Source organism: Rhodospirillum rubrum ATCC 11170 (assembly GCF_000013085.1).
GTDB lineage: Bacteria > Pseudomonadota > Alphaproteobacteria > Rhodospirillales > Rhodospirillaceae > Rhodospirillum > Rhodospirillum rubrum.
The window spans coordinates 3,782,139-3,803,501 of record NC_007643.1; the positions used below are offsets into that span (position 1 = coordinate 3,782,139).

Below are 21,363 nucleotides of genomic sequence, written 5' to 3' on the forward strand. Positions count from 1 at the left end.
TTAGAGGGAAACCCCCGGGGAAAGACCGGTCACGGGACCTTGATGGTCGAGGCCCGATAACCAAGGTCCGATAAACGAGGCCCGATAACCGAGGCCCGATAACCGAGGATTGTCCCTAGAAAGAAAGAAGGGCTTGGACGATCCCCCTCCAACCGGAAGGCTACAGAGGCTTAACGGCTTTTTGGCGGCGCGATGCAACCGCTTCAGGGGAAACACGTTATGAAGGACGAAGCGGCCTTGAGACCTATAAAAATCCGTTTTCTTTCAAGGAACATTCCCCGTCCTGGCGGCAGGCGGGAGAAGATCTTGGGACGCTCGTCGTGGGCTTCAAGATGAACGCGGGTCGCGGCGGACTGCGGCGGGGGTGGATTTACTCTTTCGGGCGAGCAAGGCTGATGAGCGTGTGGAAAGCTGATATGTCCTTTGAACCAAACAGTGATCGGGGCTCTTTGAATTTGGCGGGGGCCGACCAGGGGGACGACCGCGGCCGCCCGGCTTCGACTCCCGAGCCCGTCCGCCGGCCGACGCCCGGAGAAGAGCGGTGGCTGGGAACCTATCTGCGTCGGGCTTATGACGACGTGGTCGACGAACCCCTGCCCGACAGCTTCAACAGCCTTTTGAAGCAGCTCGAGCAAATGGATTCGCCCGGATCGCTCGATATGCCCCCCGTTGGCCGTCCCGACGAGGACGCCTCCGCCGGAACCGGGGACCCGCCCTCGGATGCCGCGGAGGCCACCCCCCAGGACGCCCCCCCCGCACGCGACCGCTGACGGAAGGCTTTTCCATGACCCATCGCTCCGCGCCCCGCAACGGGCTCGCCTCGGCCAGCTTTTCCCAGTCCCCGGCCCCGCCTGTGGCGCCCGGCGCCACGACCTCCATTGCGCCCGACCCCGACCTGGAAGACGAGGCGCTGGCTTGCGACGGCTCGTCCCAGGCCCCCTCCGACACCGAAGAGGCGCGAGAGGAGGCCGAGACCTCGGAAAACCAGTTGTTCGAGAACCAGAACCGCGATGGGGGCGAGGCGCCGGCCCGCCGCCGGGACCGCGAGAGTCTGCCGCCGGCGGTTTTCAACAAGCTGCTCATCGACAGCCTGCCCCATATGCGCGCCTTCGCCCGCTCACTGACCGACGACCGGGCCCTGGCCGATGATCTGGCCCAGGAAGCCGCCACCCGCGCCCTGGCCAACCGCGACAGCTATCACGCCGGAACCAATTTCCGCGCCTGGATCTTCACCATCGTCCGCAACTGTTTTTATTCCGAGCATCGTCGCAAGTGGCGTCGCATGGAAAAGGGCAATGAAGACGCGATGATCCGCGCCGGCGCCCCGGAAACCCAGGAAAGCGGCCTGCGCATGGAGGATTTCAAGCGCGGCTTCACCTTGCTGTCGGAAGAACAGCGCGAAGCCCTGGTTCTGGTCGGAGCCTGCGGCTTTGATTATCAGCAAGCCGCCGAGATCGCCGGCTGCGCCGTCGGCACCATGAAAAGCCGTGTTTCGCGGGCCCGGGCCGAATTGCGCACCATGCTCGACGAGGACGCCCTCAAGGGCGACCGCTCCGACTTCGCAAAATTGGCCAAGGGAGGCTTCGAAGATCAGTTGGATCGGTCCTTGGGCCTGAAATGACGGTGGGCTTGACGGGTGCATGGGTTTGAGGTGACGGTTCCGCCCGGCAAACCGGGGCAGAGTCGTGGAATAGGGCGTGTGGGGAAGGGGGAGCGATGACGAGAACGGCGGAAAGCTTCCCCGCGGCGCATGGAGCTTCCGGGGAAGCCACGGAGTCCGCTTCGGTCTCTCCTCCTCGCGCTCCCTCGGCACCGTCGGGCGCCACGCCCTCGGGGCCATCCCCTCCCGATCTCCCCGCCCGTGGCCGGAAAAGACAGGTCCTCGCCCGTTTGATCGGTCGCGGGGTTCCCTTGCGCCGTCAGGTGCTGGCGCTGCTGATTCTGGCCTTGCTGCCCGGCGCCCTTTACGCCGGGCTGATGGCCCATAATTCCTATACCACCGACCGGGAACGCGCCCGCGAACACCTGCGCCAGCAGGCGATCGCCGCCGCCGCCCAGGAAAGTGCCGCGATCACCGGCGCCGAGCAGGTGGGCAAGGCCTTGGCCCTATTACCGATCCTGACCGCCGACCCCGAGATCTGCCGCGAAAGCATCGACCGCATTCGCAGGGGCTTTCCCGCCTATCAGTCGATCTTCGTCGTCGATACCGGCGGAGGGGTCATATGCTCCGCCATCCGCCCGGGGGTGGACATGCCGGCTTCGGTGGCCGAACGCCCGTGGTTCAAGGCTCTGATGAGTCAAGGCCGGCCGGCGCGCGCCAGCGAAATCTCGCCGGTCATCCGCGATCAACCGGCCATCCTGGTGGCGATTCCCATTCCCGGACCCGACGGCCTGCCGCGCGGGGCCGTGGGCTTGGTTCCCCGGCTTGAAGGCGGGGCGATGCCCGGCAAACGCTTTCGCGCCGATGGCGGCGAAGCCATCCTGGTCGACACCGAGGGCAAGCCCCTGCCCGGCTCAGAATCGCTTGCCATGCTGCCCGACGCCGCCCTGCTGAGCGGGCTTCAGGCCACCAGCGACCGACCCGCCGTTTTCGATGCGCCGGGCCGTGATGGCCAGCCCCGATCCTATGCCCTGGTGCCGCTTCCGCGCGGCTCGGTCAATCTGCTATTCGCCCGCCCCGAAGCCTCGGCCTTCGACTGGGCGCAGCGCGATGTGGTGACCCGGCTGGTCGGACCGCTGGTCATGCTGTTGTTCACCCTTCTGGTCACCTGGGTGGCCATCGACCGGCTGGTGCTGCACTGGCTGGCCGAACTGCGCAAGACCACCCGTTCCTTTGCCCGGGGCGACTTCGGCCAGCGTCCGAACCTCGCCGCCGCTCCCCAGGAGATTCAGGAACTGGGCGGCACGCTGTCGCGCATGGCCGACACCATCAAGGCCCGCGAGGCCGAGTTGGAACACACGCTCAGCCACCGCGAGGTGCTGCTGAAGGAAATTCACCACCGGGTGAAGAACAACCTTCAGATCGTGTCCAGCTTGCTGTCGCTCCAGCACCGCGCCCTTCCCCCCGGTCCGGCCCGCTCGGCCCTGATGCAGGCCCAGACGCGGATCAATGCGCTGGCCACCGTTCACCGCAGCCTTTATGAGACCGAGGATCCCAGCCTTGTCGACCTTGGCCGCTTCCTGCGGGAATTGGGGCAGTTGATCTATGACGGCATGGGCGGCCTCAACGGCATCGTCGATCTCGATATCCGGATCGACGGCGCGGTGCTGGTCACCAGCGATCAGGCCGTGCCGTTATCCCTGGTGATGACCGAGGCTTTGACCAACGCCCTGCGCCACGCCTATCCCGATGGTCGCAGCGGTGTCATCCGCGTCCGCCTTGGCGCGCTGGATGCAGAAGAGACCCTTGCCGCCGCCGATGCCACGGAGGCGACGGGAACCCTCGGCCGACCCACCCATTGCTTGTCGGTGGAAGATGACGGGATCGGGCTGGCGGCCGAGGTTTCTCCGATTGATTCGGCGCAGGGCGAAGGCACCTGGACCACCATCGGACTGGGTCGGCGCGGCATCGGGGCGACGCTGATCCGCAGCCTCGCCCGCCAAGCCGGCGGTCGGGTGACCATCGGCCTGCGCGAGGGAGGGGGCACCAGGGTCAGCCTTGCTTTCGCCGCCGCCCGACCTGCGCCGCCGCCCGCCGCTTCGTGACTCCGCCCATCGCCGTCATGGAATTCGGCAAGCCGCCCGCTTGCCAGAGAGAGAGGCCGACATGGTGCTAGAGACCCAGCCTTTGGCGACGGCCGACGATGCCGGCGTTCAGGATTTCCCCCCAGCCTCCGAGCCGCGGCCGGCGATCCTGGTTCTGCTCAACCGCTCGGCCGGCAGCCTGATCGATAACGATCCCGATGAATTCGCCCACGCCCTGGGCCAGCGTCTTGAAGCCCTGGTCGCCGGGCGCGGGGGACGTGTCGATCTTCGCCTGCTCGAGGGCGGAGCGCTGGTCGATACCCTGGACTCGATGTTGAGCGCCCAAGCCGGCCGGCCGGCGGCCGTTCTCGTCGGCGGTGGCGACGGCACCGTCCTGGCCATCGCCACCCGCCTGATCGGCAGTCGGATCCCCCTTGGCATCCTGCCGCTGGGCACCCTCAATCTGCTGGCCCGCGACCTGCTGATCCCGCTCGATATGGACGCCGCCTTGCCGGCGCTTCTTGATGGCGTCCAGGGCGAAATCGATGTCGCCCGGATCAATGGCGCGCCCTTTCTCAACCTCACCATGCTCGGCATCAAGTCTTCGATCACCCGCATCCGCGAACGCAACCGGGGCAGCCTGTCGCCCTGGCACTGGCTGCGGATGGTCTGGCATGCCCTCAAGCTGTTCCGCCGCGCCCCGCGCGAGCCGATGATCCTGGAAACCCCCCAGGGAACCCGCAAGGTGCGCGCCCATGGGCTGGCGGTCGCCAATAACGGCTATGCCGATCGCCCGGGGTTGCTGGTCTCGCGCGACCATCTGAATGGCGGGGCCCTGGCCGTCTACATCGGTCGCCACCAAGGCCTTCTGTCGCTTGGTCGCCAATTGCTGCGTCTGGTCGGCGGCCGCTGGCAGCACGATCCCGAGCTTGATCACTTCACCACCAGCCATCTGGTCATCCATACCAAGCGTCCGCAGATCCACACCACCGTCGATGGCGAGCCGCAGTTGCTGCCAACGCCCTTGACCTTCACCCTGGAGCGGGCGGCCCTAACGGTGCTCGCCCATGGCGAGGCGGCGCGGCGTCTGGCCGATCCCCGTCCCGGCCCTTTGGCGCGGCCGCCGGCGGTCGTGGCGGCGGCGACCTAAGGCCATGCGGCGCATCGCCCACATCTCGGATCTTCACTTCGGCCGGGTCGACCCCGACGCGGTGATCGCCCTTGGCCAGGAACTGATCGCCCAGGCTCCCGATCTGGTCGTCGTCAGCGGCGACCTGACCCAACGCGCCCGCAGCCGGCAATTCCTCGATGCCCGGGCCTTCCTCGATTCCCTGAAACTGCCCATCCTGGTCGTTCCGGGCAATCACGACGTTCCCTGGCATAACCCGGTGCAGCGCTTCCTCGGCCCCCACGGCCGCTTTCGCAAGATGATCGGCAAGGACCTCAGCCCGGTGCTCCGCGATCCGGAAATGACAGTGGCCGGGATCACCACCTCGCGCGCCCTGGTCCCCCATTGGAATTGGGCGAACGGCCGCATCTCGACCAAACGCGCCCGCCGGGTCGCCACCCTGCTTGCCGCCGAGCCGGCGGAAAAACTGCGCGTCGTCGTTACCCACCACCCCTTGGCTTTCGCGCCCAGTCCCACCGGCGGCGCCAGCCCGGATGGGACTCTGCCAACCTTCAACGCCGCCGGGGCCCTGCGCGCGCTTGGCGCGGCGCGGGTTGATCTGATGTTGAGCGGCCATATGCATGTCAGCCGCGCCGCCTGCCTGAGCTTCCCCGGCCCCAAGCCCGACGGAACGCCGTGGACGGCCGTCGTCGTTCAGGCGGCCAGCGCGATTTCCACCCGCCTGCGCGGTGAACCCAACGCCTATAATATGATTGAAACCTCGGCGAACGGCCTGGATGTCCACATCCGCGCCTGGACGGTGGGGGCGCAAGACTTCGCCACCGTCGCCACCCGCCACTTCGCCCGGATCGATGGCGTATGGGCGGCCAGTCAGCCACTGACCGGGCAATCGTAAGCAAAGGCCGCCCCTTGGCTTCGGCCCGGGGCGCCCCATGTCAGACCCACAAGCGCAAAGACTTTTCCCGCCTGTGAGGACTATAAAAAGGGGATCGGTCGATCCGATCCGTCACATCAAGGGGATAGACGACGATGAGCATTGAGGTCGGGGGCTTTTTTGGCTTCGTTCTGCTGATTTGCGATATCTGGGCGGCGATCAACGTGATCAACAGCCCGACGACCTCCACCGGGGGCAAGGTGGTGTGGGTCGTGGCCATTTTGCTGATGCCGGTGCTGGGCTTCCTGGCTTGGCTGTTCGCCGGCCCGCGCTCGGCCCGCTAGAGCGCCGAGCGTGAAATCTGGTTCACGCTCGGCACTCTAAGATCTTGATCGTCAAGCAAATCGTCGTCGCACTCTGGTTCAGATTGCTCGGGATTTGCTCTAAACCCGCGCCCCTGATCAAGGGCGCTGTGGATTCGCTCCCGCGGTTCAGAACAACTGGGTGACGGCCCGTTCGCTGCCGGCGGCGATTGACAAGCTGCTGGCGGCAAGCCGGGTGCGGGTATCAAGGGCCAAGGCCTCGGCCCCATCGCGGTTCAGATCGCTTTCGACCAAACCGGCCGCGCCGGTTTCCAGGGTGTCGCGCAGGGTCTGGGTAAAATCGGCCCGGGTCGAGAGCGCCGAGGCCGAAGTGCCGAAGCTGGCGGCGGTGTCGCGGATCTGGGCGCGCGCCGCATCGACCGAGGCCACCGACAGGCCGAGCGAGAGCCCGGCGCTGTCGCTCGCCTGACCGCCAATGCTCAGCGAGCCACTTCCCCCCTGCCGATAGCTCACCGTCAGATCGCTCGCCCCGCCGCTCCCCTGGCCGGCGATCAGATTGACGCCGCCGATGCCGCTGTCGGCGGCCAGAGAATCGATCTGGCGGGAAATCTCGTCGAAATTTTGCTGGAGACGGGCGCGCTCGGTGGCATCGTCGCTGCGTTCATACTGATCGGCGATGGCCCGGGCCTGATCCAGGGTCTGGCCGATGGCGTCAAGCCCGGCCGAAGCGGCCTCGACCGTCGACAGCGCGCTGGTGATGTCGTTCTTGGTGCTGGCCAGATCACTGGCGCGGTCCGACAGGCTGAACGACGAGATCTGGGCGAACACGGCCAGACGCGTATCGCGCTGCCCGTTTGCCAGCTCGACCTGATTGACCCCCTGCGCCCGGCTAAGACGCTGGATCTCACCAACCGTCGTCCGCGTCGCGGACGAGAGGGACGTCGTGTCCATGAGCGCCGACTCCACCAAAGGATATTAACCAAAAAGGATGAATCATTAAGGATGGAGGTGGGGATCCAGATCCGCTGAAACAAGGGGGATGCGGTCTTTATCCCTGGACAGAATGATGGAATGGACTAGGATAAACCCAGCCTAAGGGTGAGAACCTCCGTTGATACAAGGTGACATGGAGACCAGGCATCTTCCCCCGATCTCCGTTGTCGGATTTCATGGTGGCGCCGTCGAGGGAACGGTGGAGCGCGTGCGCCGGACTCTGCCGCAAACCCGCGTTCTTTCCTCGCTAGCCGATGACCTCGCCGCCGAATCGGCGCTGGTCATTCTTGTCGTCGGCGCCTTTTGCCCGGTCAACGCCCTGGCCGCCGCCGTCAGCGATGTCGTCGAACGCGCCGGCGTTCTCGTGGTTCTCGACAGCCCCGACGATGCCCTGGGTCTCGCGGCCATGCGGGCGGGGGCCGACGACTGGATCGCCGCCGACCTGCTGGAACCCGAGGTGATGATCCAGCGCATTTTGGAGCGGCGGCGGGCGGCGAGCGAGCATCAGCTCGCGCTCGACAGCACCCTACGCGCCGAGGAGGCCGACCGCCTGGACAAGATGGTCGGCGGCACCCCCACCCCCACCACCGCCCGCACCTTTGGCAGCCGCCCCTTGCGCGAGGGGCTGCCCGAGGTGTTCGCCAGCGCCGTGCTCAGCCTTAACACCCTGATTGATCAAGCGATCGATGAACGGATCTTCGGACCGGGGGCGGGAACCGACGCTGGCCTGCGCGCCCTGGCCGACAGCCTGGGTTTCGCCCGGGCCAGTCCGCGCGATGTCATCGATCTGTATGTCACCATGCTGCGCGGCGCCGAAGAAAGGCCGACGCCGCGCCGTCAGGCCCTCGCCGCCGAGGAAGGCCGGTTGATCGCTTTGCAATTGATGGGACATTTGGTCACGCATTACAGACTGCGGGTGATTGGAGCGCCGGGGCGCACGCTGGGCCGGGGGAGACGTTGAATGGGTCCAACCGTTCACCTCACGCTTTATATCTGCGGCGAAACCCTGCGTTCGCGCAACGCCCTGCGGGCGATCGACCGCATCCGCCACGCCTACGGCCCCCATTGCGCCATCAAGGTGGTCGATGTGATCGACAGTCCCGCCGAAGCCGAGGAGCAGCGGATCCTTGCCACGCCGACCCTTGTGCGCGACCTGCCCCCTCCGCGACGACGGGTCGTTGGTGATCTGATCGATGTGGACCAGGTGTGCCGCATCCTTGATCTCCCCCTCCCGCCGTCGTGCCTCGAGAACGCGGACATAACGCCATGACCCTTCCCCTGCTGACAGAAGTCGAGAAGCTTCCCACGGGAATTCCCGGGTTCGACCTGATCGCCCATGGTGGACTGCCGGCCGGTCGAACAACGTTGATCGTCGGCACGGCTGGCAGCGCCAAAACCATCTTTTCCGCCCAGTTCCTGGCCGCCGGCATTCAGTCCTTCGATCAGGGCGCGGTTTTTGTAACCTTCGAGGAATCGGTCGCCGATATCCGGCGCAATCTGGCCGGGTTCGGCTGGGACATTCCGGCCTGGGAAGCCGCCGGGAAATGGAGCTTCGTCGACGCCTCGCCCTATCCGCTCGAAGATGGCGACGTGGTCGGCTCCTATGATCTGGGCGGCCTGCTCGCGCGCATCGAACATGCGGTGCGCCAGACTCCGGCCACCCGGGTCGTGCTTGATTCCCTGGGGGCGGTGTTCATGCGCTTCGCCGACCCGGCGACCTTGCGCAACGAATTGCTGCGCATCGCCGCCGCGCTCAAGGACATGGGCGTCACCACCCTGATGACCGCCGAACGCTCCGAGGAAGAAGGGCCCCTGACCCGCACCGGCATCGAGGAATTCGTCGCCGACAACGTGGTGATCCTGAGGAACCTGCGCGAGGGCGAGCGGCGGCGGCGCACCTGCGAAATCTTGAAATACCGGGGCGCCTATCACCAGAAGGGCGAATTCCCCTTCGCCATCCTGCCCGGATCGGGGGTCCAGGTGATTCCGCTTTCGGCCATGGAACTGCGTCAGGGATCGTCGGATCTGCGCATCCCCTCGGGATCGGTCGATCTCGATGGCATGTGCGGGGGCGGGTTCTTCCGCGATTCGGTGGTTCTGGTCTCGGGGGCGACGGGCACGGGCAAAACCCTGATGAGCACCCATTTCCTCAATGGCGGACTGCAGGCGGGCGAGCGGTGCCTGCTCTTCGCTTTCGAGGAAAGCCGGCCGCAGTTGTTCCGCAACGCCAGCGGCTGGGGCATCGACTTCCAGGCGGCCGAAGACTCGGGCCAGTTGCGCGTCGTCTGCGACTATCCGGAAGTGGCCTCCATCGAAGACCATCTGATCAAGATCAAAGAGGAAATCGACACCTTCCACCCCCATCGGGTGGCCGTCGACAGCCTGTCGGCGATCGCGCGGATCTGTTCGGAACGGGGCTTTCGCGAATTCGTCATCGGCTTGACCTCGTTCATCAAGCATCAGGAGGTCGCCGCCCTTTTCACCTCGAACACGCCGACCCTGATGGGCGGATCATCGGTCACCGAGGCCCATATCTCCTCGATCACCGACAGCATCATCTTGCTGCGCTACGTGGAGACCTTTGGCGAGATCAGCCGGGGCGTGATGGTCTTGAAGATGCGGGGCTCGCGCCACGAGAAGGAGATCCGCGAGTTCGCCATCGATGCCACCGGCATGCATATCGGCCGCCCCTTCCGCACCGTGACCGGCATCCTGGCCGGCAATCCCCAATACTCCCACCAAAGCGAGGCCGACCGCCTCGACAGACTATTTCCCAAGTGACGGCATCGATGGATACGTCTCCTTCCATCGATCAGGATTTCCGCACCCTGGTTGAAGTCGCGACCGACGCCATCATGGTCATCGGCGGTGACGGCACCATCCTTTATGCCAATGACGCGGCCGGCGAGTTGTTTGGTCATCGCCCGGCCGACCTGCTGGGCCTGCCCTTCGGTCATCCGGCGATCCATGGTCAGATCTCCGAACTGGACATCCATGGCCGCGACCGCCGCCGGGTCGCCGAAATGCGCGTTTCCTCGGTGCATTGGGAAGGCGAGGCCAGCCACGTCATCATCTTGCGCGACGTCAGCGACCGGGTGCGCATGGCGGCGTCGCTGCGCGACAGATTGGCCTTCGAACAGCTTCTTCTTGAAATCTCGGCGACCTTCGCCCGGGCCCGATCCTCGGAGCGTCAGACGGCGAGCGCCCAGGCCTTGGGATTGTTTTGCGACTATGTCCGGGCCGAACAGGCCTTTCTGCTGGCGCGGACCGAGACGGGAGCCTTCGAGATCATCGCCTTTTATCCGGCCGGTGAGCGCGGCAATGATCGGGCCCTATCGCCGGCCCTGGGCGAGGAGGTGGAAGCCTGCCTGCGCGACAACAGGGTGCAGGCCCTTGTCGGCACCACCCTGGCCGCCAGCGGCGACGGGCGGACAGACGACTCCGCCCGCTGGATCGGCATCCTGCCCCTGACCGATGGCGAGGAGGGCTTCGGCGCCTTGTGTCTGATGCGCGCCACCCCGCCCGGCTTTGGCGCGGCGGCCTATGACCTCGAGTCCCTGCGTCCGGCCCCGACGCTTTTTCTCGACGCCCTGCGCCGTATGCGGCTGGAAGACCTGCTCACCCGCGCCATGGTCAAACAGGCCTCGGTCTTCCGCCAGCTGGTCGAAGGCCTCTGTCTGGTCCGTGGCCGCCGCGTCGTCCAGGCCAATCAAGCCCTGGCCGACATGATGGGCTATCAGGTCGACGACATGCCCGGGCTGGAGACCAAAGCCTTCTTCGCCACCGAGGAAAGCTATGAGGCGGTCGGGGAGAAAGGGTACCAGGATGTGCGCGAAGGCCGCCTTTACAGCGCCGAGCACCTGTTCAAGCGACGGACTGGCGAACGCTTCTGGGGCGAGTTGAAAGGCGCCCCGGTCGAGGGCGAGGATAACGCCGATGGGGAAAGCGTCTGGGTTTTGCGCGATATCACCGATCTGCGCGAGGCGGCCGCTCGCAAACAGCAACTGATCGACGAATTAAGCCGCTCGAACGCCGAGCTGGAGCGCTTTGCCTTCATCGCCTCCCATGATCTGAAGGAGCCGGTGCGCATGGTGGCGTCCTATGTCAACCTGCTGTCGAAGCGCTATGGCAACAGCTTCGATGGCGAAGGGCGTGAGTTTTTGAACTTCGCCCTGGAGGGGGCGCGGCGCATCCACCAGATGATCGAGGGCATCCTTGATTACGCCCGCATCGAGGCGTCCTCCCCCGATCTTGACGCCGTCGCCCTTGAGGGCCCGCTTGATCGCGCCCTGGCAAGCCTCGCCGATACCTTGCGCGACTCCGAGGCGCGGATCACCGTCCAGCGCCCTTTGCCCACCGTTCTCGCCGTTCCGTCCGAAATGGAACGGGTCTTCGTCAATCTGATCGGCAATGCCGTCAAATTCGCCAAACCCGATCAATCCCCGCACATCGACATCATGGTCGAGACCTGCCCAAGCCCGCCGAAAGGGAAGGATCAGGGATCTCCGCTTTGCCATATCACCATCCGCGATGCCGGGATCGGCATTCCCGAGGCGGCGCGCGAAAAGGTCTTTGATATTTTCTGGCGGCTGCATGGCCGGGAGAAATACGACGGCACCGGCCTGGGCCTGGCCATCGTCAAGCGCATCATCGATCGCCGGGGCGGCCGGATCTGGATCGAATCCCGCGAAGGAACGGGAACCACCATCCATATCCTCCAGCCCCTGGCGCCGAGCCCATAAACCACCGCCCTGGGCGATAAATCCGCAGGGCGCAACCGTTTGCCTGAAAAATCGGCAAAACCCGATCTCCTTCCAGGCCGGGAGTGGACAAGCAAATCCCGGAGGGGCAAACTTGGTTTCCCCCAGGGTTCGGGTAATGACCGAACCGTCCCTCCCGCCGGTATCCATCCCCCAATCATGACCCTTGCTCCGCCGCCCATGCCCCCCTCCGACGCTCCGGCAGCGGAGAGCGCGGGGGCCACCTTGCGCCTTGTCATCGCCGATGCCCTGGTCGTCATCCTGACCTTTATCGTCATGTTCCTCGGCGTTGGCCAATTGAGCGCCGAAGCCGGGCTCAGCGCCGTGCAAACGGCGGTGATGACCCTGCTGACCGTCGCCGCCCCGGCCCAGGCGGCGGCCATGCAGATCATGACCAGCGACGGCGCGACCAGCGGCGTCTGGGTGGCGGCGATGGTCGCCGTCATCATCGTCAACCTGCGCTTCATGGTGATGGTGGCCTCGATCCTCGGCCGCCTGCCCCAGGCCGGCTTCCTGCGCGGCACCGCCGCGGTCGGGCTGGTCTCGGCCAGTTCCTTCGCCATCATCCTGCCTCGGCTGATGAGCGCCCCGCCGGCCCGGCCGCTCCTCTATTGCGCCCTGGTCGGGGTGTCCTGTTCGATTTCGGCGGTGATCGGCGCCCTGCTTGGTCATCAGCTCGCCGCCTCGGTTCCCGCCCTTGTCGGCGCAGCGCTTGGCGCCATGATCCCGATCTATTTCGCCACGCTGATCGCCCGCCAGGGCAAGCACAAGGCGCTGATCGCCAACGCCCTGGCCGGCGCCGTTCTGGTTCCCTTGGCCGCGCCGCTGCTTGGCAGCCTGTCGCTACTGATCGTACCGCTGGGGATCTCCGCCTTGAGCCTGATGATCGGAAAAGGAACCCCCGCCAATGGCTGATCCCCTGTTCACCGAGTGGCAGCTGTGGGCGGTGGCGGCGGGCGGCGGCCTGGGAACGCTGCTGCTGCGCCTTGTGCCGGTGGTCGCCCAGAACGCCATCGCCGGCGCCCGCATCCGCCTGTTCTTCGACCGCGCCGGGTTTGGCATCCTTGGCGGCATCGTCTCGACCTCAGCGCTGAAATCGGGCCAAAGCCTGTTCACCGGCACGCCGGTCGCCGGTGCGAGCTGGGCGCTGCTCTGCGTCGGCGTCGCCTTTCTGTGGTCGCTGTGGCGGGGCGGCACGGTTCTGCCGACGCTGATCGGCCTTGCGCTGTTCGTTGGCGCCGGCGTGGTCTTTCCCGGCTAGAGCAATTGGCGTGAAACGCGGTTCACGCCAATTGCTCCGGGGGCTTGCTCCCTCTTCTCACCCCTGGTGCCGGGGGGTGAGGATACGCACGGACCGGCGCAGCAGCCCCTCGGGGTCGGCGCTGCGGCCGACGGCGATCTCGATCACCCCGGCTTCGATCCTTGGCGTCAGATCGGCGCCAAGAAAGGCCAGATCGGCCACCGGCAGGCTCCAGCGCAGCTCACAGCGTCCACCGGCCTCGACCTCGGCCCGAAGAACGCCCTTGAGCTCAAGAAGCGGGCGGGCCACCGAGGCGACCGGATCATGGATGAACAGGAAAACGCAGCCCAAGCCCGGGCGCCCGCCCTTGTTGATCAGACTGACCGTCACCTCGATGACCCCGTCGGCGCTCACCTCGTCGGGGCCAACGGTCAAAGCCTCCAAAGCGAAGTCGCCATAGGACAGCCCATGACCGAAGGGGAACTGCGGCGTATTGGGCATGTCCATGTATTTGCTGGTGTAGTGGTCTTCGGGGTTTTCCGGGCGCCCGCCCGAACGCGCCCCGAAGAACAGCGGCACCTGCCCGACATGGCGCGGCCAACTGACCGGCAGGCGCCCGCCGGGATCGCTCAGCCCGAGCAGCACCTCGGCGATGGCCGGCCCGGCTTCGCAGCCGGGGAACCAGGCGGCGAGCACCGCATCGGCGCGCTCGATCAGCCAGGGCAGGATCAACGGCCGGCCGGAGAACAGCACGACGATCACCGGCACGCCCAGATCGAAAACTTTTTCGGCAAAGGCGCGCTGCTGGCCCGGCAGGCCGGGATCGGCCCGGCAATTGGCCTCGCCGCTCATCGTCGCCGCCTCGCCCAAACACAGCACCACCGCCTCGGCCGCCCGGCACAGATCAAGGGCGGCCTCCTCGCCCGACAGGTCCTTGCCCATCAGATCGATGCCGGGGGCGAAGGCGATGCTATCGGCGGGCAGAAGATCGCGCAGCCCTTCAACCACGCTGACCGGATCATCGGGCAGGCCGGCGGCCGACCACGGCCCGCGCATGTCGGCCCGGGAGTCGGCCAGGGGACCGACCACGGCCAGCCGGTGCAGGCGCGAGGGCAGCGGCAGGATCTTGGCCGGATTGCTCAATAAAACCACGCTGCGGCTGGCCGCCTTGCGGGCGAGAAGGCGCCGCGCCCGATCACCCTCGGCATCGACACGCGGAGCACAGCGGGCGTAAGGGTCGTCAAACAGCCCCAGCCGCTCCTTGAGACCCAGCACCCGGCGCACCGAGGCGTCGATATGGGCCATATCGGTCAGACCGCGTTCGAGCGCTTCGGGCAGCCCCCGGCTATAGGCGGTGGCCATCATGTCGATATCAACCCCGGCGTTCAGCGCTAAGGCCGCCGCCTCGGCCAGGGTTCCCGCCACCCCGTGCTTGATCAGTTCGGCGATGGCGTTGTAGTCGCTGACCAGCACCCCTTCAAAGCCCACCTCGCCGCGCAGCCAGTCGCGCAGCAGCGGGATATGGGCGGTCAGCGGCACGCCGCCGATATCGTGGAAGGCCGGCATCACCGCGCCCACCCCCGCCTTCACCGCGGCGGCGAAAGGCGGCAGATAAACCTCGTGCAGGGTCTGAAGGGAGATTTCGGCCGAGGCGTAATCGCGCCCGGCGATGGCCGCGCCATAGCCGCAGAAATGCTTGGCGGTGGCGCAGACGCGGGTGGTATCGGCCAGATCGGCGCCCTGGAAGCCGCGCACCTTGGCCTCGGCCATGCGCGCTCCCACCCAGGGATCCTCGCCCGGCCCCTCGGCGATGCGCCCCCAGCGCGGATCGCGGGCGATATCGATCATCGGCGCGAAGGTCATATGCAGACCATCGGCCGCCGCCTCCTCGGCGCTGGCCCGCGCCGTCTCCTCCCACAAAACCGGATCGAAGGCCGCCGCCTCGGCCAAGGGGATGGGAAACACCGTCCGGTGGCCATGAACCACGTCGAAGCCAAAGAACAGCGGCACCTTCAACCGGCTGTTCTCCACGGCCAGGGCCTGAATGGTCCGGCTGGCTTCGGCTCCCCAGACATTGAGCAGACTGCCGATGGTGCCGGCCTTGATCCCGTCGGTCACGTCACCGCCCAAGACCGGCCCGGTTATTGCATAACCCGCTGTCGCCATGGTCAGCTGACCGATTTTTTCTTCCAGCGTCATGGCGGCAAGGAGCGTATCGATGCGGTTCATGGAAAATCTCGCTTGGCGGTTCAAACCCAGGGTAATCTTAGCGCCCTAATGCTTGCGTCCCCACTATAAAGACACGTCAAAGACACGTCCCGACCGGCTCCTCCTGGGTCCCCCGACCATCCAGGCTCCCGCGCTCCAGGACCTCGGCCTTCAGGATTCCACACCTTCATGGCGATACCCGACCCCTCCCCGCGTCCTTCCCCGGAACCCGTGAAAGCCGATACCGACGCCCTCTGGCCGCAAGTGCGCAGCATGGCGCGGGCCTTCTGGAAAAGCCCGGCGCGCAACCGCCTGATTTTTCTGGGCGGTGGTCTGGCCACGGTGATCGCTCTCACCGCCTTTGGCCAGATGTGGCTGAACGCCTGGAACCAGCCGTTTTATGATTCGCTGGCGCGCAAGGATATGGATGGCTTCATCCACCAGCTTTGGGTTTTCGCCGGCATCGCCTTTCTTCTTCTCACCCTCAATGTCAGCCAGACCTGGCTCAACCAGTCGACCAAGGTGAAGCTGCGCGAGGGGCTGGTCCGCGACCTGCTTGATGACTGGCTGCAAGGACGGCGGGCCTTCCGTCTGGCCTTCAACAGCGAAATCGGCGTCAACCCCGACCAGCGCATCCACGAGGACGCCCGCCATCTTTCCGAACTGACCACCGATCTTGGCATCGGCCTGTTACAGGCCTCCTTGCTGCTCGCCACCTTCATCGGCGTGCTGTGGGGGCTGTCGCGGGGCATCGTCTTGCATATCGACGGGCAGGTCCTGGCCATTCCCGGTTATATGGTGTGGTGCGCCCTGCTTTACGCTGGCATCGCCTCGCTGCTCAGTTGGAAGGTCGGCAGCCCGCTGGTCCGGCTAAATGCATTGCGCTATGCCCGCGAAGCCGATCTGCGCTTCAATTTGGTCCGGGTCAGCGAACATATGGAGGGCATCGCCCTCCACGGCGGCGAGGCCGATGAACGCGACCGTCTGTCGAGCGATCTCGACCGCGTTCTGGGCATCATGCGCCGCATCGTCGGCGCGGTGACCGGCCTGACCTGGATCACCGCCGGCTATGGCTGGTTCACCCTGGTGGCGCCGATCCTGGTCGCCGCGCCGGGCTATTTCCACGGCAATCTCAGCTTCGGCGAATTGATGATGGCGGTCGGCGCCTTCATCCAGGTCCAGCAGGCCCTACGCTGGTTCATCGACAACGTCAGCGCCATCGCCGACTGGCGGGCGACCCTTTTGCGGGTATCGAGCTTCCGCGAGGGGCTTCAGGCGATGGATCGCCTGGGCGAGGGGAGGGGTCGCATCGATTTCGCGCCGTCCACCGACAGGCAGGTCATCCTCTCGGGTCTGGAAGTCGCCTCGCCAGCCGGAGCGATCTCGCTCAGCCAGCCCGAGGTGGTGATCGAGCCCGGCCAACACCTGTTGATCATCGGCGATTCGGGCACCGGCAAAACCGTGTTCTTCCGGGCCATCGCCGGGCTGTGGCCCTGGGGCAAGGGCCGCATCGGCCTGCCGCCGGACGACGACTTGCAAGACCGCGAGGGCGATGGCGTGATGTTCCTGCCCCGCCACCCCTACATCCCGCCCGGCACCCTGCGCGCGGCGATCTCCTATCCCCAGGCCGCCGATGATTTCGACGATTGGGCCCTGGTCGAAGCGCTGGGCAGCATGGGCTTGGCCCATCTCGCCGCCCGCCTCAACCGCTCGGCGCGCTGGGACAAGGAACTGACCGACGATGAGCGCCGCTGCCTCGCCTTCGCCCGGGTCGCCCTGCGCAAGCCCAAGGTGGTGATCATGGACGAGGCCTTCGACGTGCTCGACGACGCCTCGCTTGGCCGGGCGATGGCGATTTTCCGCGAAAAGCTGCGCAAGACCATCGTTATCACCATCGGCCGCCCCGAGGTCCGCGATCATTTCTTCGATCAGGTCCTGCGGCTGTCGCTTGATCCCGCCGGCCCCCGTTTCCTTCCCGACGACCACGCCACCGGCGATGCCGATCGCGACGCGCCGACGGCCGGAGACGACGAGGAAGGCCTTTCCGTTCGTGCTGTTCCCAAGGAGAGCTCGCTATGACCCTATCGCCCCCTCCGGTCACCCTGTCGGCCGAGGATGACGCCCTGCTTGATCTCGTCCAGCGCCAGAGCCTGCGCTTTTTCGACGAGGGCGGTCATCCGGTCAGCGGTCTGGCCCGCGATCGCAGCTTTATCGACCGCGACCCGGCCAATGATCTGGTCTGCGCCGGCGGATCGGGTTTCGGGGCGATGGCCTTCGTCGTCGCCGTCGAACGCGGCTGGATCGCCCGGGGCGCCGCCGTCGAACGCTTGAGCGCGATGGTCGAAACCCTGGGGCGGGCGGCCTGCCACCACGGCATGCTTCCCCATTTCCTTGACGGTCGCACCGGCGACACCATTCCCTTCAGCCCGCAAGACAACGGCGGCGATGTGGTGGAAACGGCGCTGGCCCTTCAGGGCTTTCTCTGCGCGCGCGCCTATTTCAACGGCGAGGATGCCAAGGAACGCGCCTTGGCCGAGGCGATCACCGCGCTCTATGCCGCGGCCGAATGGGATTTCTATACCCAGGGCCGCGAGGTGCTGTATTGGCACTGGAGCCCGACGTCTGGCTGGGCGCTCAACCACGAGATCCGGGGCTGGAATGAATGCCTGATCGCCTATGTGCTGGCGGCGGGCAGCCCGACCCATCCGATCAAACCGGCTGTCTATCACCAGGGCTTCGCGGCGGGCCGCGACTTCCGCAATGGCCGGGTCTTCGAGGGCATCGAATTGCCGCTTGGCCCCGAGGGCGGCGGGCCGCTGTTCTTCACCCAGTATTCCTTCTGCGGCCTCGATCCCCGGGGGCTCGCGGACCGCTACGCCGATTATTGGGAGCAAAACCGCCGCCATACCCTGATCAACTACCGCTATTGCCAACGCAATCCCTTGGGCCACAAGGGCTATGGCGCCGCCTGCTGGGGGCTGACGGCCAGCGATGATCCCGACGGCTACGCCGCCCATGCGCCGACCAACGATACCGGCGTGATCAGCCCGACCGCCGCCCTGTCGGCCTTCCCCTATGCCCCCAACGAGGCGATGGCGGCGCTGCGTCATTTCTCGGGGCCCTTGCGCGACCAGTTGTGGGGGCGCTTCGGCTTCGTCGACGCCTTCTGCCCGTCGCGCGACTGGACGGCCGAGACCTTCCTGGCCATCGACCAGGGGCCGGTGGTGGCGATGATCGAGAACTTCCGCAGCGGCCTGCTCTGGCGGTTGTTCATGGCCATTCCCGAGGTCCGCGCCGGGCTTCAGGCGCTGGATTTCCGCCTGCCGCCCTCCCCCGCCGCCCGGACCTGAGCGATGAGCGAGGCGCCTTCGGCCACCGGCCTTGAAGACTGGCTGACCACGCAAATCCCGCGCTCAGCCGAATGGATGCTGAGCGCGGTGTCGCGCGTCGATCTGGTCAAGGAGCGGCCGCTGTTTGGTCAAAGGATCGTGCCGCTGCCCGGCTCGATCCTGGCCTCGCCGGTCGATGCCGCCTGGGACCCGGAGCCCGATTATTTCTTCCACTGGTTCCGCGACGCGGCGGTGATCCTCGACGCCATCCGCGTGCTCGCCCTCGACGGGATCCTGAGCGCGGCACGCGCCAAGGCCCTGCTCCACGACAGCCTGACCTTCGCCCAAACCGTCGCCAGGCTGCAAGGCGCGGCGCTGGCCGATGGCGCCTACCGGACGGCGACCCGCCCCGAGGGGGTGCAATACCTGCGCGATCCCGCCAGCATCGCCGGGATCTGCGGCTTGCGCGTCGCCGCGGAAACCCGGGTCAATGCCGATGGCACCTTCGATATCACCACCTGGGCCCGGCCGCAGACCGATGGCCCGGCGCTGCGCGCGCTCACCCATCTGCGCTGGGATGCCCAAGGGACGGTCGACGAGGCCGACCGTCCCTTGCTCCAGGCCTTGATCGCCGCCGATCTCGCCGTGGTCGAGGCGCTGTGGGCCGAGCCGTCGTTCGACCCTTGGGAGGAGGAATGCGGCACCCATTACTATACCCGCCTGCTTCAGGCCGAAGCCCTGGAGCGTGGCGCCGATTGGCTCGCTGGCGGGGCGACCGACGCCTCGCCAACCGAAGCCAAAACCCAGGCCGACCGGCTGCGCCAGACCGCCCGCACCATCCTCGATCAACTTGAAAGCCATTGGACCGGCGACATTCTGGTCTCGCGCCAGGGGATCGAGGGCGGGGGCGATCCGGGAAAGCTCCTGGATATCGCGGTGATCTTGGGGGTTGTCCACGCGGCGCGCGAGGGCGATCGCCATGGCCTGCTCGATCCGCGGATCGAAGCGACCTTCGCCGCCCTCGAAGCGCTGTTTCGCGCCGATTATCCGATCAACCACGCCCTGCCCCCCGGGCGCGGGCCGGCTTTCGGGCGCTATCGCACCGATGCCTATTTCAGCGGCGGGGCCTTCTATTTCTCGACCTTCGGCGCGGCCGAATACCATTACCACCGCGCCCGACTGCGCAACGACCCGGCCAGTCTGGCCGCCGGCGACGCCATTCTGGCCACAACCCGCGCCTATGCGCCCGCCGATGGCGACATGGCCGAACAATTCGACAAGACCACCGGCGCCCAATCCTCGGCCCGCACCCTGGCCTGGAGCCACGCCGGGCTGATCACCGCCGCCAGCGCCCGACGGCGGGCACAAGACCATCTGGGCGGCATTCTCCAATAGCGCGATAAACTTTTTCGTTTCCTCCGTTCAAGGGGTGACGGAGGCCTTCGCCTCTCCCACATCTTTGGTAAGCCTCCGTTCGCCGCCGGCGACGGAGGAAAACCGGCCAAAGCCGGACATCGGACCTGTGGGAGGATCCTATCCATGACGTTCACGCCGCGCCGCGCCCTGATTTCCGCCCTTCTCCTTGGCCTCGCCCCTTACGCCCAGGCGGCGGAGATTTCCGATAAGGTCATTCGCATCGGCGTTCTCAACGACCAATCCGGGGTCTATGCCGATATCGCCGGCACCGGATCGGTCGAAGCCGCGCGCATGGCCGCCGAGGAATTCGGTGGCGAGATCGACGGCGCCAAGATCGAATTCGTTTCCGCCGACCATCAGAACAAGGCCGATATCGCCGCCAATGTCGCCAATCAATGGATCGACACCGGCGGCGTCGATGCCATCGTCGACATCCCCAATTCCTCGGCCATGCTCGCCGTTCAGGAAATCGGCCGAACCAAGAAGCGCATCGTCATCGCCTCGGGCGGCGGGTCGACGGATTTCACCGGCCCCAAATGCAGCCCCTATGGCTTCCATTGGACCTATGACACCTATTCCCTGGCCAAGGGCACGGCCGAATCCCTGGTCAAGGACGGCGGCACCACCTGGTACAACATCGTCGTCGATTACGCCTTCGGCCATTCCCTTGATACCGATACCTCGCGCTTCATCACCCAGGCCGGCGGTCAGGTGGTCGGCCGCGTTCTCCACCCGCTCGGCACCTCGGACTTCTCGTCCTATCTGCTCCAGGCCCAGGGCTCGGGGGCCAAGGTCATCGGCGTGCTCAGCGCCGGGGCCGATACGGTCAACGCCATCAAACAGGCCGCCGAATTCGGCATCACCCAGGGCGGGCAGATCCTGGCCGGGCTGCTGATCTTTGATCAGACCGTCCATTCCCTGGGGTTGGAAACCGCCCAGGGCCTGCGGCTGACCACCGGCTTCTATTGGGACCGCACCGATGCCACCCGGGCGTGGTCGGCGGAATTCCTCAAGCGCAGCACCAAGAACATCCCCAGCATGGCCCATGCCGGCGTCTATTCCGGGGTGCGCCATTATCTGGCGGCGATCAAGGCGGCGGGCACCGATAACGCCGACGCCGTGGCGGCCAAGATGCGCGAAACCCCGGTCAACGACATGTTCGCCGAAAACGGCACGGTCCGCGCCGACGGCCGTATGGTCCACGACATGTACCTGATGGAGGTCAAGAAGCCCGCCGACTCGACCAGCGAGTGGGATCTGATGCGTCTGGTCCACGTTATCCCCGGCGAGGAGGCTTACCGCCCCTTGGCCGAAGGTGGTTGCCCGCTAGTCCAGTAAGGCCCCTAAGCGCCCCTCCCCCGGGGTGTCGGCCAACCGGCCCCCGGGTCTTGTCCTACCCCCGCAGGG

Annotated in this window: 18 protein-coding genes; 16 read left to right on the forward strand and 2 right to left on the reverse strand. The window is 66.3% G+C overall.

Features of this window, described 5'->3' with window-relative positions; genetic code table 11:
* Nucleotides 1-416 precede the first annotated feature (416 nt).
* From RRU_RS16955 to RRU_RS16980, 6 genes are all read left to right on the forward strand, one after another.
* On the forward strand, nt 417-770 hold the full coding sequence (locus tag RRU_RS16955; RefSeq protein WP_014626555.1) for a NepR family anti-sigma factor: 354 nt from the start codon (nt 417-419) through the stop codon (nt 768-770).
* Between the two features lie 14 nt (nt 771-784).
* Complete coding sequence (locus RRU_RS16960; protein ID WP_011391035.1) at nt 785-1,621, forward strand: sigma-70 family RNA polymerase sigma factor; 837 nt, start codon at nt 785-787, stop codon at nt 1,619-1,621.
* Between the two features lie 269 nt (nt 1,622-1,890).
* The gene (locus RRU_RS16965; RefSeq protein ID WP_014626556.1) at nt 1,891-3,705 is read left to right on the forward strand and encodes a sensor histidine kinase; all 1,815 of its coding nucleotides are present in this window, start codon (nt 1,891-1,893) and stop codon (nt 3,703-3,705) included.
* 61 nt (nt 3,706-3,766) lie between these two features.
* On the forward strand, nt 3,767-4,834 hold the full coding sequence (locus tag RRU_RS16970; protein ID WP_011391037.1) for a diacylglycerol/lipid kinase family protein: 1,068 nt from the start codon (nt 3,767-3,769) through the stop codon (nt 4,832-4,834).
* Nucleotides 4,835-4,838: 4 nt separating this feature from the next.
* Complete coding sequence (locus tag RRU_RS16975) at nt 4,839-5,708, forward strand: metallophosphoesterase family protein (RefSeq protein ID WP_011391038.1); 870 nt, start codon at nt 4,839-4,841, stop codon at nt 5,706-5,708.
* 134 nt (nt 5,709-5,842) lie between these two features.
* Complete coding sequence (locus RRU_RS16980; RefSeq protein ID WP_011391039.1) at nt 5,843-6,031, forward strand: PLD nuclease N-terminal domain-containing protein; 189 nt, start codon at nt 5,843-5,845, stop codon at nt 6,029-6,031.
* Between the two features lie 147 nt (nt 6,032-6,178).
* On the opposite strand, the gene RRU_RS16985 is transcribed toward RRU_RS16980, so the two are convergent.
* Entirely contained in the window at nt 6,179-6,961 is a 783-nt protein-coding gene (locus RRU_RS16985) for a hypothetical protein (protein ID WP_011391040.1), read from the reverse strand.
* 175 nt (nt 6,962-7,136) lie between these two features.
* On the opposite strand from RRU_RS16985, the gene RRU_RS16990 reads away from it, so the two are divergent.
* From RRU_RS16990 to RRU_RS17015, 6 genes are all read left to right on the forward strand, one after another.
* Entirely contained in the window at nt 7,137-7,964 is an 828-nt protein-coding gene (locus tag RRU_RS16990; RefSeq protein WP_011391041.1) for a transcriptional regulator, read from the forward strand.
* Nucleotides 7,965-8,273: a circadian clock KaiB family protein gene (locus RRU_RS16995; RefSeq protein WP_011391042.1), complete on the forward strand. Its 309-nt coding sequence runs from the start codon at nt 7,965-7,967 to the stop codon at nt 8,271-8,273. It begins immediately after the preceding gene.
* On the forward strand, nt 8,270-9,784 hold the full coding sequence (gene kaiC / locus RRU_RS17000) for a circadian clock protein KaiC (RefSeq protein ID WP_011391043.1): 1,515 nt from the start codon (nt 8,270-8,272) through the stop codon (nt 9,782-9,784). The genes RRU_RS16995 and kaiC overlap by 4 nt, the downstream gene beginning before the upstream one ends.
* A gap of 8 nt (nt 9,785-9,792) precedes the next feature.
* Nucleotides 9,793-11,745 carry a PAS domain S-box protein gene (locus RRU_RS17005; RefSeq protein WP_011391044.1) on the forward strand — a complete coding sequence of 651 codons (1,953 nt, stop codon included), beginning with the start codon at nt 9,793-9,795 and terminating at the stop codon, nt 11,743-11,745.
* 243 nt (nt 11,746-11,988) lie between these two features.
* Complete coding sequence (locus RRU_RS17010) at nt 11,989-12,678, forward strand: AzlC family ABC transporter permease (protein ID WP_014626557.1); 690 nt, start codon at nt 11,989-11,991, stop codon at nt 12,676-12,678.
* Nucleotides 12,671-13,024: an AzlD domain-containing protein gene (locus RRU_RS17015; RefSeq protein WP_011391046.1), complete on the forward strand. Its 354-nt coding sequence runs from the start codon at nt 12,671-12,673 to the stop codon at nt 13,022-13,024. The genes RRU_RS17010 and RRU_RS17015 overlap by 8 nt, the downstream gene beginning before the upstream one ends.
* A 57-nt stretch (nt 13,025-13,081) precedes the next feature.
* On the opposite strand, the gene RRU_RS17020 is transcribed toward RRU_RS17015, so the two are convergent.
* Nucleotides 13,082-15,232 carry a glycoside hydrolase family 3 N-terminal domain-containing protein gene (locus tag RRU_RS17020; RefSeq protein ID WP_011391047.1) on the reverse strand — a complete coding sequence of 717 codons (2,151 nt, stop codon included), beginning with the start codon at nt 15,230-15,232 and terminating at the stop codon, nt 13,082-13,084.
* Nucleotides 15,233-15,442: 210 nt separating this feature from the next.
* Between RRU_RS17020 and RRU_RS17025 the strand changes: the two genes are divergently transcribed.
* The 4 genes from RRU_RS17025 to RRU_RS17040 all read left to right on the forward strand — a co-directional run bounded on the left by RRU_RS17025 (nt 15,443) and on the right by RRU_RS17040 (nt 21,294).
* Nucleotides 15,443-17,290 (forward strand): ABC transporter ATP-binding protein/permease, encoded by a 1,848-nt coding sequence (locus tag RRU_RS17025; RefSeq protein ID WP_014626558.1) that lies wholly within the window; start codon nt 15,443-15,445, stop codon nt 17,288-17,290.
* Nucleotides 17,287-18,561 carry a glucoamylase family protein gene (locus RRU_RS17030; protein ID WP_011391049.1) on the forward strand — a complete coding sequence of 425 codons (1,275 nt, stop codon included), beginning with the start codon at nt 17,287-17,289 and terminating at the stop codon, nt 18,559-18,561. The genes RRU_RS17025 and RRU_RS17030 overlap by 4 nt, the downstream gene beginning before the upstream one ends.
* 3 nt (nt 18,562-18,564) lie before the next feature.
* Nucleotides 18,565-19,935, forward strand: a complete 1,371-nt coding sequence (locus RRU_RS17035) for a glycoside hydrolase family 15 protein (RefSeq protein ID WP_011391050.1) — start codon at nt 18,565-18,567, stop codon at nt 19,933-19,935.
* Between the two features lie 144 nt (nt 19,936-20,079).
* A complete protein-coding gene (locus tag RRU_RS17040) occupies nt 20,080-21,294 on the forward strand; it encodes an ABC transporter substrate-binding protein (protein ID WP_011391051.1) in 1,215 nt (404 codons plus the stop codon).
* Nucleotides 21,295-21,363: the final 69 nt, after the last annotated feature.

Excerpts from the sequence above, each read along its gene's own strand:
- RRU_RS16955 (WP_014626555.1), top strand. The coding sequence starts at position 417 with ATGTCCTTTGAACCAAACAGTGATCGGGGCTCTTTGAATTTGGCGGGG.
- RRU_RS16960 (WP_011391035.1), top strand. The coding sequence starts at position 785 with ATGACCCATCGCTCCGCGCCCCGCAACGGGCTCGCCTCGGCCAGCTTT.
- RRU_RS16970 (WP_011391037.1), top strand. The coding sequence starts at position 3,767 with ATGGTGCTAGAGACCCAGCCTTTGGCGACGGCCGACGATGCCGGCGTT.
- RRU_RS16975 (WP_011391038.1), top strand. The coding sequence starts at position 4,839 with ATGCGGCGCATCGCCCACATCTCGGATCTTCACTTCGGCCGGGTCGAC.
- RRU_RS16980 (WP_011391039.1), top strand. The coding sequence starts at position 5,843 with ATGAGCATTGAGGTCGGGGGCTTTTTTGGCTTCGTTCTGCTGATTTGC.
- RRU_RS16985 (WP_011391040.1), bottom strand. The coding sequence starts at position 6,961 with ATGGACACGACGTCCCTCTCGTCCGCGACGCGGACGACGGTTGGTGAG.
- RRU_RS16990 (WP_011391041.1), top strand. The coding sequence starts at position 7,137 with ATGGAGACCAGGCATCTTCCCCCGATCTCCGTTGTCGGATTTCATGGT.
- RRU_RS16995 (WP_011391042.1), top strand. The coding sequence starts at position 7,965 with ATGGGTCCAACCGTTCACCTCACGCTTTATATCTGCGGCGAAACCCTG.
- kaiC (WP_011391043.1), top strand. The coding sequence starts at position 8,270 with ATGACCCTTCCCCTGCTGACAGAAGTCGAGAAGCTTCCCACGGGAATT.
- RRU_RS17005 (WP_011391044.1), top strand. The coding sequence starts at position 9,793 with ATGGATACGTCTCCTTCCATCGATCAGGATTTCCGCACCCTGGTTGAA.
- RRU_RS17015 (WP_011391046.1), top strand. The coding sequence starts at position 12,671 with ATGGCTGATCCCCTGTTCACCGAGTGGCAGCTGTGGGCGGTGGCGGCG.
- RRU_RS17020 (WP_011391047.1), bottom strand. The coding sequence starts at position 15,232 with ATGAACCGCATCGATACGCTCCTTGCCGCCATGACGCTGGAAGAAAAA.
- RRU_RS17030 (WP_011391049.1), top strand. The coding sequence starts at position 17,287 with ATGACCCTATCGCCCCCTCCGGTCACCCTGTCGGCCGAGGATGACGCC.
- RRU_RS17035 (WP_011391050.1), top strand. The coding sequence starts at position 18,565 with ATGAGCGAGGCGCCTTCGGCCACCGGCCTTGAAGACTGGCTGACCACG.
- RRU_RS17040 (WP_011391051.1), top strand. The coding sequence starts at position 20,080 with ATGACGTTCACGCCGCGCCGCGCCCTGATTTCCGCCCTTCTCCTTGGC.